The sequence below is a fragment of the Nocardia citri genome (assembly GCF_054065835.1).
The window spans coordinates 25,288-39,740 of record NZ_JBSUQM010000024.1; the positions used below are offsets into that span (position 1 = coordinate 25,288).

At 65.4% G+C, this 14,453-nt stretch carries 13 protein-coding genes; 5 read left to right on the top strand and 8 right to left on the bottom strand.

Going from position 1 to position 14,453, the window contains the following annotated elements; all coding sequences use genetic code 11:
* Positions 1 to 14: 14 nt before the first annotated feature.
* Positions 15 to 182 carry an SDR family oxidoreductase gene (locus ACW2Q0_RS25140; RefSeq protein ID WP_457193428.1) on the bottom strand — a complete coding sequence of 56 codons (168 nt, stop codon included), beginning with the start codon at positions 180 to 182 and terminating at the stop codon, positions 15 to 17.
* A gap of 620 nt (positions 183 to 802) precedes the next feature.
* Between ACW2Q0_RS25140 and ACW2Q0_RS25145 the strand changes: the two genes are divergently transcribed.
* Together ACW2Q0_RS25145 and ACW2Q0_RS25150 are read left to right on the top strand one after the other, a co-directional pair.
* Entirely contained in the window at positions 803 to 3,091 is a 2,289-nt protein-coding gene (locus ACW2Q0_RS25145) for an Hsp70 family protein (protein ID WP_457193370.1), read from the top strand.
* Between the two features lie 478 nt (positions 3,092 to 3,569).
* Positions 3,570 to 4,379, top strand: coding sequence for an HAD family hydrolase (locus ACW2Q0_RS25150; protein ID WP_457193371.1), 810 nt, complete (start codon positions 3,570 to 3,572; stop codon positions 4,377 to 4,379).
* Positions 4,380 to 4,507: 128 nt separating this feature from the next.
* Here ACW2Q0_RS25150 and ACW2Q0_RS25155 read toward each other — a convergent pair whose 3' ends face one another.
* From ACW2Q0_RS25155 to ACW2Q0_RS25180, 6 genes are all read right to left on the bottom strand, one after another.
* Positions 4,508 to 5,329 carry a sirohydrochlorin chelatase gene (locus tag ACW2Q0_RS25155; RefSeq protein ID WP_457193429.1) on the bottom strand — a complete coding sequence of 274 codons (822 nt, stop codon included), beginning with the start codon at positions 5,327 to 5,329 and terminating at the stop codon, positions 4,508 to 4,510.
* A 106-nt stretch (positions 5,330 to 5,435) separates the two neighbouring features.
* Positions 5,436 to 6,725: a sulfate adenylyltransferase subunit 1 gene (locus ACW2Q0_RS25160; RefSeq protein ID WP_457193372.1), complete on the bottom strand. Its 1,290-nt coding sequence runs from the start codon at positions 6,723 to 6,725 to the stop codon at positions 5,436 to 5,438.
* A 1-nt stretch (position 6,726) separates the two neighbouring features.
* Positions 6,727 to 7,656 carry a sulfate adenylyltransferase subunit CysD gene (gene cysD / locus ACW2Q0_RS25165; RefSeq protein WP_457193373.1) on the bottom strand — a complete coding sequence of 310 codons (930 nt, stop codon included), beginning with the start codon at positions 7,654 to 7,656 and terminating at the stop codon, positions 6,727 to 6,729.
* Positions 7,657 to 7,729: 73 nt separating this feature from the next.
* The gene (locus tag ACW2Q0_RS25170) at positions 7,730 to 8,464 is read right to left on the bottom strand and encodes a phosphoadenylyl-sulfate reductase (RefSeq protein WP_457193374.1); all 735 of its coding nucleotides are present in this window, start codon (positions 8,462 to 8,464) and stop codon (positions 7,730 to 7,732) included.
* Positions 8,465 to 8,478: 14 nt separating this feature from the next.
* A complete protein-coding gene (locus ACW2Q0_RS25175) occupies positions 8,479 to 10,290 on the bottom strand; it encodes a nitrite/sulfite reductase (RefSeq protein ID WP_457193375.1) in 1,812 nt (603 codons plus the stop codon).
* A gap of 135 nt (positions 10,291 to 10,425) precedes the next feature.
* Complete coding sequence (locus ACW2Q0_RS25180; RefSeq protein ID WP_457193376.1) at positions 10,426 to 10,527, bottom strand: Ms4527A family Cys-rich leader peptide; 102 nt, start codon at positions 10,525 to 10,527, stop codon at positions 10,426 to 10,428.
* Positions 10,528 to 10,842: 315 nt separating this feature from the next.
* Between ACW2Q0_RS25180 and hemW the strand changes: the two genes are divergently transcribed.
* The 3 genes from hemW (at position 10,843) to ACW2Q0_RS25195 (ending at position 13,564) form a co-directional block, all read left to right on the top strand.
* Positions 10,843 to 12,045, top strand: coding sequence for a radical SAM family heme chaperone HemW (hemW, locus tag ACW2Q0_RS25185; protein WP_457193377.1), 1,203 nt, complete (start codon positions 10,843 to 10,845; stop codon positions 12,043 to 12,045).
* Positions 12,046 to 12,177: 132 nt separating this feature from the next.
* Positions 12,178 to 12,387, top strand: coding sequence for a hypothetical protein (locus ACW2Q0_RS25190; RefSeq protein WP_457193378.1), 210 nt, complete (start codon positions 12,178 to 12,180; stop codon positions 12,385 to 12,387).
* Between the two features lie 373 nt (positions 12,388 to 12,760).
* Positions 12,761 to 13,564: an alpha/beta fold hydrolase gene (locus ACW2Q0_RS25195; protein WP_457193379.1), complete on the top strand. Its 804-nt coding sequence runs from the start codon at positions 12,761 to 12,763 to the stop codon at positions 13,562 to 13,564.
* A 107-nt stretch (positions 13,565 to 13,671) separates the two neighbouring features.
* Here the strand turns inward: ACW2Q0_RS25195 and ACW2Q0_RS25200 are convergent, their stop codons facing one another.
* A complete protein-coding gene (locus ACW2Q0_RS25200; RefSeq protein ID WP_457193380.1) occupies positions 13,672 to 14,448 on the bottom strand; it encodes an ESX secretion-associated protein EspG in 777 nt (258 codons plus the stop codon).
* Positions 14,449 to 14,453 lie beyond the last annotated feature (5 nt).

Consider the following 14,453-nt stretch of genomic DNA (forward strand, 5'->3'; position numbering starts at 1 on the left):
GTGCCGGTTGGCGATTATTTGGCAGTGAACCCACCGTCGATGGCGAGCGCGGCGCCGGTGATGAAGCTGGCCTCATCGCTCAGCAGGTAGGCGCAGAACGAGGCGATTTCCTCCGGCTTGCTGATCCGGCCGAGCGGATGCGGTGCGGCGATGGCCGCGTGCCCCTCGGGCGTCGCGCCTATCGAGAGGCGTTATCGAGGATCGCGCCAGACATCGTCTTCGAGTTCCCTTCTCGTACTCGCAATTTCGTGGTCGATGCGGTGGCACGCTGCTCGGTTCGTCCGGGGAGTCTGCTATCGCTGAATCCAGTCAAGCGGGTCGGGGAATGGTGTTGCTAGCGGGAATCGGTCATTGAGTTCGACGTGTCACATTCTTGCGATCGGGGCGCGCGCCATGAAATCCACGGCGCTAGCAATGGTTTGGTTACCGACCAGTCGGTGCGCGTTGTCGGTTCTGGGAGGTTCTGTTTTTTTATGGCGGAACCAGGTCTGGGTTCGAGTTACTGTGCGGTAGCGGAATCCGGCTTGCCGCACCGGAATCGGGCCCTCGGTCGCGAAACACCGAACATCGACGGAGCTGCATTGACCTTTATCGAGCGTTCTAGCTGGTGATTTGTCGCATTGTCAACGGAAGCCAAAATTTTCATATCAATTCGACATCCGAATCTATCCGACAGCAGCTAACCTGTGGGTGCTGTTTGGGAAGCGACCGCGGCCACACGGATCTCCTGTGTGATGGACGTGGTCTCGGTGCGTTGACGGGATAGCGAATGACTACAGGTCTAGGCTTCAGCATCGGTTCAGTGAACTCCGTATCCGCCATGGTGACCGGCGAGCGACCGTTGTCGTCGGTGCGGACGCGCCGCACGGTGGTGACCTTCGACAGCATGGGTGGCATCCGAATCGGCGGAATCCCCCAACTCGATATGGCGGTAACGGATTTCGCCGATCTGGCGCATGACCCGGAATCTGTCGTGGTAGGCGGACGGTTCTGGTCGCCCGCGAATTTGGTAGCCGCTGTGGTGAACGGCCTGCGCGAATCCTTCCCGCCGACCACGGGAGCCGTGGTCACCTATCCCGCGTGCTATTCCGATAAACAGTTGTCGCTGCTGCGGCAGGCACTGAATTTGGCCGGGGCCAGGGAGGTCCTGCTCATCCCCGAACCGGTCGCGGCCGCGGAGTGGCTCGAACAGGAGCGCGGCCCGCTGGAGTCCGGATTCGTGCTGGTATACGACCTCGGCGGGGCCAGCCTCGATGTGTCGATGGTTCGGGTCGGACCGGACTGGGACGATCATCCGATCGTCGGAAAGTCCGTGCGCTCATATGATTTCGGTGGTCGTCCGCTCGGTTCGATGATCGCGCGCTATGCCAGGGTCGCCGAACCCGGCGATAACGGATCGATGCTGCAGATGACCTCGATCGTCGATATCACGAGCATGCGTGCCCAGCACATCCGGGACTCTCTCGACGTGGTCCATGAATGTGTGGCATCGACGGGGCGGAAGCTGTCCGATGTCGCCTACATCTTGCTGGTCGGTGGCGCCACCCGTCCGGTCGAGGTCGCACGCGTCCTTGCCGACCTCGGCCGGCCGGTGGTGATGTCGGCCGATCCCGGGCAGACCATCGCCGTAGGAGCCGCCAATTACGCGGCCCGCAGCTCCGCGCCGTTGTCGACCGGCGGGCGACATCGGGCGCCAAAGGTTGCCGTATTCTCCAGTGCCGCAGTGGCTTCCGCAGTAGCGGTATCGGCCGTCACGGTATTCGGCGGTCCGACTATTCCCTCGAGGCCATCCCTGGTGGAGGCCTCGCCGGACGGTTTCCCGATGGACAACCGACTGTTCGAGCCCCACGTCGAGGCACTCGCCGAAGCCGGTTCCGCCACCGCCAATTGGGCCACTACGGTGGCGGGCTTCGGCTATTCCGGTCGAGCGCCCTACCGGATCGCCCCCGTTGTGTATACCTCGCCGACCGAACCAGCGATCGGCCCGTCCGTAGCCGAGGCGCACGGTGGCCGACACAGTGAACCACGCGGTGGGACATCGCAATCCGGCGGCACCTACGCCAACCCGGCCCAGTTCCTGAACCCGCTGCCTTTCCTTCGAACTCCCCAGCCGATCCCCGCCGCGCCGAACCAGCCCGCCACCGGTACGCCCATCCCGAGCGTCAACCTTCACGGTTCGGTCCCCACTATCCCGGGTGGTGCCGGGTCGAATCCGGGTGGTGCCGGGTCGAATCCGGGTGGTGCCGGGTCGAATCCGGGTGGTGCCGGGTCGAACCCGGGTGGTGCCGGGTCGAACCCGGGTGGTGCCGGGTCGAACCCGGGTGGTGCCGCGACGAACCCGGGTGGTGCCGCGACGAACCCGGGTGGTGCCGCGACGAACCCGGGTGGTGCCGGGTCGAACCCGGGTGGTGCCGGGTCGAACCCGGGCGGTGCCGCGACGAACCCAGGCGGTGGGGCGTCGACTCCAGGTGGTAGCGCGACGAATCCGGGTGGCACTGTGATGCACCCGGGCGGTACCGCAACTCCGCGCACCGGGATCCCCGGGACGGACGGTACCTCTACTGTCGACAGCGCGCCGGGTAGGGGCGAAACATCCACCGGGACTGTTGCACCGGGCGGAACCGCGTCGAACGCTAGCGGGTCCGGTAGCAGGAGGGGGGATGCGTCCGGCGACACGGCGTCGGGGCATTCCAGTGGCGGTTCCTGGGGTGGCACCTCTGGTGGCTCGACAAATGCCGGCACCTCAGGTGGTTCGACCGGGGGTGGCATGCCCGGTCGGTCGGCCGGGGGTGGCACGTCGGGTGGGTCGGTTGGGGTTGCTAGGTCGGGTGGGGCGACAGGCAGTGGTGCAGCGGGCTCGACCGGGGGCGGTGCTTCGCGAGGCTCGACGAATGGTCGGGTTTCGGGAGGCTCAACGGGCGGTAGTACCTCGGGCTCGATCGGCGGCGGTATGCCGGGCGGTTCGACCGGCGGTAGCACCCACTCCGGCGGTTCGACCGGCGGTAGCACCCACTCCGGTGGCATCTCGTCCGGTGGTGGCTTCTCGCATGGTTCGGGCGGCCTCGGTGCTGGCGGGGGTGCCCGCCGATAATCCCCGATCAGGCGCATCGCGAGAAGAGGGGCGGCCGTTCGTGCCGGTGCGCAGCCTGCCTAGCGGCTGTGCTGGTGCCGGTGGCGCTTCGTGCCGAGGTCCTTTGGTGGATCAGTGTGTGGTGGTTTCGGTGGGTTGGGGCCCGGCAGAAGCCGTACCGGGTCTGCCAAACGATGTCGCGGCGGGGCTCGAAATATTGGGGTTCGCAGGTGAGCGGCCTGGCAGAGCCTGCGAACGATCACCTCGGCAGCATCGGCGCATAGATGAAAGTCGCTGGTCTACACGGCCGTTCGTGGCGCATCCGACTGCCGAACGCCGGCATGGATCCACACCATTCGTTGGTTCGCTCTCCTTGCGACATTCGCTAGGAATGCGAATCTCGAGCAGGAATGGTGCCGTTCGCGTCGCCGGTCCCGTTTCGCAAGTGCCACGACACATTCGGACCGGCCGAATTTCGATGACGCCGAGTGTTATAGCGGTGCACAATGAGTCGGTGGTAGACGGGGGACCTCAACTTATTGCGCTGGATGTCGACGGAACGTTATTGCAGACGGGATCGCCGGTCAGTGAACGGGTGGTCAATGCTGTGCGGGCGGCGGTGGGCGCAGGGGCGCACGTTGTCGTGACGACCGGGCGGACGTTGGTAACGACGCGGCCGGTGCTGCACGAGCTCGGGCTGGTCGATGGACATGCTTTGTGCTCCAACGGTGCGGTGCACATCGATGTGGCGAAGGGCGAGCCGGTAGCGGTGCAGACCTTCGACCCCGGTCCCGCGGTGGCGGCCTTGCGCGCACTGTTTCCGGAGATGATCTTCGCGGTGGAGAAAGTCGGCATCGGTACCTGGGCCACAGGGATCAGTCCGGGCGAATTCTCCATCGGCCAATACGTTCTCGTCGATGACGGCGCGTTGAGCAGCGAGCCGACTCCGCGACTCAACGGCTGGTGGCCCGACGGCTCCCTGGACGAGATGTTGCGGCTGCTCGCCCAACTTCGGGTACCGGGTGCGAGCTGGGTGCACGGCGAATTCGGCCCGTGGCTTACCGTCTCGCGCCGCGGTGTGTCCAAGGGTTGGGCATTGGAGCGGCTGCGCACCGCACTGTGCGTCCCTCGCGCCGCGACCCTCGCCATCGGCGACGGCTACAACGACCGCGAAATGCTGCGGTGGGCGGGACATTCCGTGGCTATGGCGAATGCACCGAACGACGTCCGCAGCTGGGCGGACGAAGTCGCCGGCGATGTCGCCGACGACGGCGTCGCCAAAATCCTGGAGCGCTGGTTCGGCCACTGAAGCTGGACCGAAGATCACCTGGCGATTGGTGGCGGCAAACTCGAGAATGCCCCTCCACCAACGCATGCTCGAGCCTCAGGGTCGGGCGAGGATTTCGAGGTAATGGGGGTTTTGCACAATGCCGAGGATCAGGCAGACAGGCCCACAGCACTGCTGAGTGCGGTGTCGTAACGGTCCCAAACTATGTCGGTCAACGCTGTATCCGGCCCGATGACCTGCGCGTGCACCACATCCGGTGCGGCGGCCACCAGACGATCGGTGAGCAGACCGGATGCGAGGAACCATGGCGCGACGAGCACCCGCTGGGCACCTTTGGCGTGCAGACGTGAAATTGCTTGGTTGACAGAAGGTTCGGTGGTCGCGAAGCACGTCTCGGTCAGCCAACCGGTCAGCGTCGCGAGTTGTTTCGCAACCCCACCGGTCCTCGCGTTCGCTGCCGCCGACGCGGCCCCGACCGCCGCCACGACGACCCCCACGGTTGCCTCCCCGTCGGGTGGTTCACCGTGCTGAGGTCGAGCATCACTCATCGCTCCCAGCGCCGCCAGCGTGCGGTTACGGAGAACAGTGATCAGTCGCGGGTCCGGCCCGAGAACATCGGCTTGGGTCAGCAGGAGTTGCGGGTGGGCGCTGCGGGCGGCGGCGAGCAGGCCGGGGAGGTCGACTCGCGCATGGTAAGCGCTACCCAGCAGCAGCGGTGCTACGACTGCCTGTGTATGTCCTTGCGCGGCAACGGCATTCACGACCTGCTCGACCGATGGCGCATTCAGGTCGAGGAATGCGAGCCGCACATCGATATCCGGCCGGGCGGCGGCGATATCGGCGACGGCCGCTGAAATCGTCGCGGCCGAGCGTGGGTCCCGACTGCCGTGCGCAACCGCGATGAGCGCCGGTCTCGGCTCGGCATATCCGTCGATACGTGTGGCCGCCGTGACCCGCAGCGGCCCGAACATCGGTCTATTCGGTCCGCGTCCGTGTTCGGATAAGCGTTCCAGTTCCGCCCACATGAACCCGCCCGGCAGCCGTGCCACCGAGCCGATACCGCCGGGCGGATTCACCTCAGACTCCGACCTCGACCGCGGTCAGCACGTCACCGACCAGACCGGCGGCGAGGGTATTGCCGCCCGCCGGATCGATGAGCAGGAAGCTGCCGGTGTGCCGGTTGACGCGGTAGTCGTCGGCCGCGATCGGCTCGGCGACGCGCACCGAGATGCGGCCGATATCGTTGAGCGTCAACGATTCCGGGCTCGCCTGCGCGGTCAGGTTCTGCTCGTCGAACCGCTCGACGAGCGCGCCGACGATCGCCTGCGTAGTGCGAGTGCCGTGTTTGAGCAGCAGTCGCGCGCCGGGACGCAGCGGCTTGTCGCCGAGCCAGCAGACGGTGGCGTCGAACGAGTCGATCGGCTCCGGGGCATCGGTCGGGGAGGCGATGATGTCACCGCGTGAGATGTCCACATCGTCGGCCAGGATCAGCGTGACGCTGCGGCCGACCTGTGCGACGGCGAGCTCACCATCGGGGGTGTCGACCCGCTCGACGGTGGAGCGAATTCCGGAGGGCAGCACGACGATTTCGTCGCCTGGCGAAACCGAACCCGCCGCGACCTGGCCCGCGTAGCCGCGGTAGTCCGGGTATTCGGCGGTGCGCGGGCGGATCACGTACTGCACCGGGAAGCGCAGTCCGAGCGCGTGCGCGCCCGAGCTGTCGGCATCAACCGGCACCGATTCGAGGTGCTCGATCAGCGTGGGACCGTCGTAGTACGGGGTGTTCGCCGAGCGTGAGGCGATATTGTCACCGTGCAGCGCGGAGACCGGAATCTCCAGCACGTCCTCGGCGGCCCAGCCGAGTGTGCTGGTAAGGGTGTTGAATTCGGCCGAGATCGCGGCGAATACGGTCGCCGGGTCATCAACCAGGTCGATCTTGTTCACCGCGAGCACGAGCTTCGGCACGCCGAGCAGCGCGAGTACCGCGGCGTGCCGACGAGTCTGCTCGATGACACCCTTACGCGCGTCGACGAGCAGGATCACCAGTTGCGCGGTGGAGGCGCCGGAGACCGTATTGCGGGTGTACTGCACATGCCCAGGAGTATCCGCGAGCACGAAAGACCGCCTGGGCGTTGCGAAGTAGCGGTAGGCGACATCGATGGTGATGCCTTGCTCGCGTTCGGCACGCAGCCCGTCCACGAGCAGCGAAAGATCCGGTGTGGCAAGACCTTTGTCCACCGACGCGCGGGTGACGGCGTCGATCTGGTCGGCCAGTACGGATTTCGTATCGTAGAGCAGCCGTCCGACCAGGGTGGACTTACCGTCGTCGACAGAACCGGCGGTGGCCAGCCTCAGTAGGTCGGACATATCAGAAATATCCTTCTCGTTTGCGGTCTTCCATGGCGGCCTCCGATACTCGGTCGTCACCACGGGTTGCGCCGCGTTCGGTCAAACGGGACGCGGCCACTTCGGCGAGGATCGCCTGGTTATCGGCCGCGTCGGAAAGAATTGCGCCGGTGGAGGAGCCGTCGCCCACGGTGCGGTAGCGCACCGAACGGGTCTGCAGCACCTCGCCCTCGCGCGGGCCGCCCCAGACGCCGGGCGTCATCCACATGCCGTCGCGCTGGTACACCGGACGTTCGTGCGCGTAGTAGATGCTCGCCAGATCGATGTCCCCACGCGCGATATAGCGCCAGATATCGAGTTCGGTCCAGTTGCTCAGCGGGAAGACGCGGACGTGCTCGCCGGGAGCGTGCTTGCCGTTGTACAGATTCCACAGCTCGGGCCGCTGCCGCTTCGGATCCCACTGCCCGAAGGCATTGCGCAGCGAGAAGATCCGCTCCTTGGCGCGCGAGCGCTCTTCATCGCGACGGCCGCCGCCGAAGACCGCGTCGAAGCGGTGCTCGGTGATGGCATCCAGCAGCGGCACCGTCTGCAGCGGATTGCGGATGCCGTCCGGACGCTCGGTGAGCCGACCGTCGGCCAGATAGTCCTCGACCTTCGCGACATGCAGTCGCAGGCTGTACTTGTCGACCACCTTGTCGCGGAATTCGAGCACCTCGGGCAGGTTGTGCCCGGTGTCGACGTGCAGCAGTGCGAAGGGCAGCGGCGCGGGCCAGAAGGCCTTGAGCGCCAGATGTAGCAGCACCGTGGAATCCTTACCGCCGGAGAACAGGATCACCGGCCGCTCGAATTCGCCTGCCACCTCACGGAAGATGTGGATCGACTCCGACTCCAACGCCGCGAGGGTGTCGAAATCGGTGATGCCGAAGGAACGTGCGCTGATGGTTTCGGTCATGCTGTGTCCAATTCTGCATGCCCGAGGGGCCCTACGTGGTTACGTAGGCTGCCTCCTTCGGGCCCTGACTCGGTCATGCGGTGTGCAGCCCGCATTCGGTCTTGGCGAGGCCGGCCCAACGGCCGCTTCGCGGATCGGAACCCGGGTCCGGTTTCCGTGTGCACGGAGCGCAGCCGATCGACGGATATCCCTCTTCCACCAGGGGATTGACGAGGATGCCGTGCTGTTCGATATAGGTCTGCATCTCGTCGTCGGACCAGGCGGCGATCGGGTTGATCTTCACCAGTCCGAACGCCTCGTCGAACGAGATGAGCGGGGCGTCGGCCCGGGTCGGGGCCTCCACACGGCGGATGCCGGTGACCCAGGCGTTGTAGCCGACGAGCGAGTGCTTCAGCGGCACAACCTTGCGCAACCGGCAGCATTCACCGGCATCACGCGCGAACAAATCCTTACCGAGCAACTGATCCTGTTCGGCCACCGTGTTTTCCGGCCGCACATTGATCACATTGACGCCGTATACGGCCTCCACCGCATCGCGGGTGCCGATGGTCTCGGCGAAGTGGTAGCCGGTATCCAGGAACAGTACGTCCACACCCGAATGCACTTGGGCGGCAAGGTGAACCAGCACACCATCCTGCATGTTCGAGGCGACGATGTAGCCCGTGCCGAAGGTTTCCTCGGTCCACTGGAGCAGTTCCAGCGCTGTGGCATTCGCTCCGAGTGCGGCCGCGCCTTTTTCGGCGATCGCACGCAATTCGTCTTCCGACAGTTTCGCGGGCAGGTCCGCCGTTACTTGATCCGTTGTCACGCTAGTTCTCCCATTTACCGAAGGTCGGCCTCGTCGGCACGAACCGCCCACTGAGCGAACCGTTCGCCGTCCTCGCGGTGCTTGACGAAATTGCGCACTACCCGTTCGATGTAGTCACCGAGTTCGTTGGTGGTCACCTTGTGCTGACGCAATTTCCGACCGAACGCGCTGTCGAAGCCGAGGCTGCCACCGAGATGAACCTGGAAACCCTCGACGTGATTCCCGGCGCCGTCATCGATCAGCTGCCCCTTGAAGCCGATATCGGCGACCTGCGCACGCGCGCAGGAGTTCGGGCAGCCGTTGATATTGATGGTCACCGGAACATCCAGCTGCGCATTGAGATCCGCGAGCCGTTCCTCCAACTCCGGCACCAACGCCTGAGACCGCTTGCGGGTCTCGGCGAAGGAGAGTTTGCAGAATTCGATTCCGGAGCAGGCCATCAGATTTCGCCGCCACAGCGACGGACGTGCCTGCAGGCCAAGGGGTTCCAGCTCATCGATCAGCGCGTCGACCTTGTCGTCGGCGATATCGAGCACGATCAGCTTCTGGTACGGGGTGAACCGGATCCGGTCCGAGCCGTACTTCTCCGCAGCCTCGGCGACCTTGGTCAGGACCGTGCCCGAGACCCGGCCCGCGATGGGGGAGAAGCCGACCGCGCTGAGCCCGTTGCGCAACTTCTGCACGCCGACGTGATCGATCGGCTTCTTCGGCTGCTCCGGCGCGGGACCGTCGATCAGCTTACGCTTCAGGTACTCGTCCTCGAGCACCTGACGGAACTTCTCGATGCCCCAGTCCTTGATCAGGAACTTCAGCCGGGCCTTGGTACGCAGGCGCCGGTAGCCGTAATCGCGGAATACCGAGACGACGGCCTCCCACACATCGGGCACCTCGTCCAACGGCACCCATACGCCGACGCGCTGGGCCAGCATCGGATTCGTCGACAGGCCGCCGCCGACCCACAGATCCAGACCCGGGCCGTGTTCGGGGTGATTCACTCCGACGAACGCGACGTCGTTGATCTCGTGCACCACATCCTGCTGCCCCGAGATCGCGGTCTTGAACTTGCGCGGCAGGTTGGAGTACTCCTTCTTGCCGATGTAGCGGCGCACGATCTCGTCGATCGCGGGCGTCGGATCGATGATCTCGGTCAGCGATTCACCGGCCAGCGGCGAACCGAGCACCACGCGCGGGCAGTCGCCGCACGCTTCGGTGGTCTTCAGCCCGACGCCCTCGATTCGCTTCCAGATCTCCGGGACGTTCTCCACCTCGATCCAGTGGTACTGGACGTTCTCGCGATCGGACAGATCGGCGGTGTCGCGGGCGAACTCGGTGGAGATCTGACCAAGGGTCTTCAGCTGCGCGACATTCAATGCGCCCGCATCGCAGCGGATGCGCATCATGAAGTACTTGGCCTCGAGAATGTCGATGTTCTCGTCACCGGTCCAGGTACCGTCGTAGCCCTGTTCACGCTGGGTGTAGAGACCCCACCAGCGGAACCGGCCGCGCAGATCGCCCTTGTCGATGCTGTCGAAACCCTGTTTGGAATAGATGTTCTCGATCCGGGCCCGGACATTGAGCGGGTTGTCGTCCTTCTTGGACTGCTCATTCGGGTTCAGCGGCTCGCGGTAGCCGAGCGCCCACTGGCCCTCGGCCTTGCGGCGCACCGGCGTACCGGTGCGGACCCGTGGGCCTGCCGGTGCCTCGGCCCGGGGACGGTCCGGACGGACGCGTCGTTCGGAGCCCGGGCGGACCGGCCGCGCGTGCTGCCCAGGCTGGGATTCCGGCTGAGGCTGATCCGTAGGACCGGCGTCGGTGCTCGACGTCATGGGGTCGCTCCTGCTGGGGTGGGGGTACATCCGTGCTGAAGACGTGAGGGGCTGACTCACGCCTGCGGTGTCAGCGGGCCGATGTCCGTCGAAATCGGGGATCACCGGGCAAACCCGGGAATGCGCGCCGCTGAGCTACCGGGGGGAACCGGGCAGACAGCAAGCACTACAGACGCGCTTGAAGTCGACGTGGCGACGTGCCACAAGTCGTACTCCAGATCCGCGCATGGAGCCCATTGTGCCACGTCAGGGTGGTCCTTCCGACCGCGCGGCAGTATTTCCCGCGAAATCGAGGGAAATTCCCTGGACTATCCGGGTCGATTGTGATGGTCATCATAGTTAGCGGCCTGGATGCGTCGTCTGATTCGTCGAGATCATCGCCGGTGAACCGCGCCACTCGGTTTGACCTCGAGCTAGGTCGAGGTAGCAGGCTCGGCGGTATCAGGACAGGTGTCGAGAAAACAGACCGGGGCGCTCGCTGAGCGTTCAGGCAGTTCGAGCCAGGTATCCCCCGCCTTCAGCTTCAGGTGGGGGAGGAATCAGACTGGTGGGGTGAGTTCCGCCGCCCCGATCGAAGCCGAGACGCCCGCCCTGGTGCTGCGCGACTTCGGCGGCGGGCCGTTCGGGATCTACATCCACGTACCGTTTTGTGCGACACGCTGCGGATATTGCGATTTCAACACCTATACCGCGGGCGAGCTCGGCACGGCCGCGTCACCGCAGTCCTGGCTCGAGGCGCTGCGCGGTGAGTTGGCGACGGCGGCCGAGGAGTTCGCGCAGCTGCCGACGGCCACGCCCGAAGTGGCGACAATATTCGTCGGTGGTGGCACGCCCTCGCTGCTCGGCGGTGACGGCCTGGCGGATGTGCTGGACTCGGTGCGCGCGAACTTCACCCTCGCCGTCGATGCCGAGGTGACCACCGAATCCAATCCGGAGTCGACCGCACCGCAGTTCTTCGACCGCATCCGCACAGCCGGATTCACCCGAGTTTCGCTCGGCATGCAATCCGCGGCGCAACATGTGCTGAAAGTGCTGGACCGCACCCATACGCCGGGCCGGGCCGTGGCCGCGGCGAAAGAGGCCCGCGCCGCCGGATTCGACCATGTGAATCTCGACCTGATCTACGGCACTCCGGGCGAACGCGACAGCGATCTGGACGCGAGCCTGGACGCGGTGCTGAGCGCGGGCGTCGACCACGTCTCGGCCTACTCGCTCATCGTCGAGGACGGCACCGCGCTGGCCCGTCGCGTGCGTCGCGGCGAACTTCCCGCCCCCGATGACGATGTGCTCGCCGCCCGCTATGAACGCATCGACTCCCGCCTGAGCGCGGCCGGCCTCACCTGGTACGAGGTATCCAATTGGGCCGCAGGCGATTGCGCCCGTTGCCGGCACAACCTCGGCTACTGGGACGGCGGTGACTGGCTCGGTGCGGGACCCGGCGCGCACAGCCATGTCGGCGGCGTGCGGTGGTGGAATGTCAAACACCCGGCGCGCTATGCCGATACCGTCGCGCGTGGCGGATTTCCCGCAGCGGGGTGGGAAGAACTCACTGCCGACGAGCAGCACACCGAACGGGTCATGCTCACCATTCGCCTGCGCACCGGATTGCCACTGGACGAGTTGGACCCGGCGGAATCCGCCGCCGCAACCCGAATCATCGCCGACGGCCTGGCGGTTCGCTCGGGTGATCATTTGATTCTCACCGATCGCGGCCGCTTACTCGCCGACCGCGTTGTCCGAGACCTCCTGACTTGAGCGCTGATTCCACCGTCATCGCCGCGGCATTGTGACTTCTCCCCATTTCACGGCAGGTTTGCCGGATACCGACTGTTGCACTGTCACAGATCGGTAAACACGCGTAGGCTGCGGACCAACCCAAGGAGTCCTATGCCACCGGCACGACACATCACTGTTATCGCTGAGCAGAGCGAGTTCGCCGAGGCGCGGGCCGCGGAGAAGGCCGAAAATGCGCGACAGTGCGCGATAGCCGCCCGCACGGTCGCCAGCCACGCCGAGAACGCAGCCGATTGCGAATCCCTGCTCGCCATGCTGGGTTTGGATGCAAAGGCGGGCAAGATGGCAAGAACCTGGCCGTAGCAGCGCGCTCGTCCGCGCCGGGTGCGTGCCGTCGGGCGCCACGCGCCGCTGCGGCATGCCGCTGGCGGCGGTCCCGCGCAGGCTGTCACCACCTCGCAGCGTCTACGTTGTGCGAGGTAGTGACTCGCTGTGCGACGAGCTCGAGCCTTTGCGGCAGCGCGGATCACAAGGGCGCTCGGGGATGATGGTGCCAAGGAAGAGTTCACGTTGTCGTGCCCGAATCCGGGCGGAAAACAGTCGGTCGTGAGTGGGCGTAGTCGGCGTTCGCGCAGGGCCGCGTCACCGAGCGTGCGGTTCGTCTCGCTGTGGTGCTCGGCAAAAGGTGACAAGATCAGGAGCCGACAGCTTCAACGACTGACAGGCAGGACTGACGATGAATATCACCAGTAGTTTCCGCGCCTGCATCGCGGCGCTCGCCCTGGCTTTCACCCCCGTCGTCGCGGTCGCCCCCGCGACCGCCGAACCGCTCCCGACGATCGTGCTCGTGCACGGCGCCTTCGCTGACACCACGAGTTGGGACGGCGTGGCCGCGCGACTGCGCGACCACGGATATCAAGTCGTCGTTCCCGAGAACCCACTGCGCGGCCCCGCCTACGACGCCGCGGCCGTCCAGCGAACCCTGGACGCCATCTCCGGACCCGTTGTCCTGGTAGGGCATTCGTACGGCGGTTTCGTCATCTCCAACATTCACGACCCGAAAGTTCGAGCGCTGGTCTACATTGCGGCCTTCGCTCCGGTGCAAGGTGAATCCGCACTCCTCGAAATCGACCCGGTTCGCTTCCCCGGCAGCCAATTACTGCCCCCCGCACTGCAGCTGCGCGTTGTAGATGATCCAAATGGCGTGGCAGGCAAGAACATCGACGGCTACGTGGCCCCCGAATACTTCAACGCCGTCTTCGCCCAAGACGTCTCCCCCGAAGTGGCCGCCGGCATGGTCGCCCACGAACGCTCCCTGGCCCTGACCGCCAACCTCGAACCCTCCGGCGCCCCCTCCTGGTCCTCGACCCCGAGCTGGTATCTCGTCTCGGCCGACGACCACGTAATTCCCCCTGCTTCCCAACGCTTCATGGCAAACCGGATGAACGCCCACACCACCGAAGTCGAAGCCTCCCACGCCTCCCTCGTCTCCCGCCCCGCCGAGGTCGCCGCCGTAGTAGAAGCCGCCGCCGGTCAGTGACCGCTTGACTGCTGGCGCGAAACGGTTCTGCCAGTACGTATTCCTATGTGCCCGGCTTCCTCGAGGGCAGCGATGTGGCTTCCCTGGGCTTCGGTCGATTGAGCGCTCTACCTAATGTTGCTGTGCTTTTCGGCGAGGCGTTGCAGAGTACGGTCGATCCATGTCGTGAATCGGGTGGTGAGGTCGGCCGGGGTGGTGGGGCGGACGTTGATATGGGCGCCGCGGGTTTCGGTGTATCGGCCGTCGTCGGTGATGTCGTACCACTGCATGACTTGCCATGGCTTTGAGAGGGTGTGAATGGGACCGGTGAGGAGAACAGCGGTGCCACCGCCGTCGGCTTGGCGGCCGAGCAGGCGTTGGTACTGCTCGTGGGGCGTTTTGCGGGCGACATCCTCGAAGTAGCGGTCCTGCCGTGGGCGCAGTTCATCGGGATGGAAGGTGGCGGGCTTCGCGGTGCCCGGCTGACATCCGGGGACCGCAGCGACAATCCGAGTGGGCAGACTTTCGGGGTCGGACATGCGCAAGCGGATCCGCCCGTGCTCGGTGGCGTTGCCGAATTGAGTCAGCGTCACCGCGCGGTGCGGCGTTCTGGCACCGACAATTCGGTACTCGCGAAGGTCATCGCGACCGGTGCTGCTCTTGTGCTGGCAAGTGCCGCCGAGGATTTCGATCCTGATGTCGGAACGGCCGAGGGTGTGTAATGCCAGGCCGATGTGCTCCAACTCATCGGTCGAGTAGCGCTCGCGCACCGCATTGCGGTGCGCGGCGAACTCGTTGTGATAGGCGAACCGGCTGGTGTAGCGCAGTGGGCTGGGGAAGCGGTCGTGTGCTTCGCTGTACCAGAGTGCGGCGAAATCGTCTGGTTCCCAGGTCCATTCGTCCATTCGAG

What these genes read in the sequence shown, in the direction of transcription:
- ACW2Q0_RS25195 (WP_457193379.1), top strand. Translation starts at nt 12,761, where the DNA reads ATGAATATCACCAGTAGTTTCCGCGCCTGCATCGCGGCGCTCGCCCTG.
- cysD (WP_457193373.1), bottom strand. Translation starts at nt 7,656, where the DNA reads ATGACCGAAACCATCAGCGCACGTTCCTTCGGCATCACCGATTTCGAC.
- ACW2Q0_RS25160 (WP_457193372.1), bottom strand. Translation starts at nt 6,725, where the DNA reads ATGTCCGACCTACTGAGGCTGGCCACCGCCGGTTCTGTCGACGACGGT.
- ACW2Q0_RS25190 (WP_457193378.1), top strand. Translation starts at nt 12,178, where the DNA reads ATGCCACCGGCACGACACATCACTGTTATCGCTGAGCAGAGCGAGTTC.
- ACW2Q0_RS25155 (WP_457193429.1), bottom strand. Translation starts at nt 5,329, where the DNA reads ATGTTCGGGCCGCTGCGGGTCACGGCGGCCACACGTATCGACGGATAT.
- ACW2Q0_RS25175 (WP_457193375.1), bottom strand. Translation starts at nt 10,290, where the DNA reads ATGACGTCGAGCACCGACGCCGGTCCTACGGATCAGCCTCAGCCGGAA.
- ACW2Q0_RS25200 (WP_457193380.1), bottom strand. Translation starts at nt 14,448, where the DNA reads ATGGACGAATGGACCTGGGAACCAGACGATTTCGCCGCACTCTGGTAC.
- ACW2Q0_RS25180 (WP_457193376.1), bottom strand. Translation starts at nt 10,527, where the DNA reads ATGGGCTCCATGCGCGGATCTGGAGTACGACTTGTGGCACGTCGCCAC.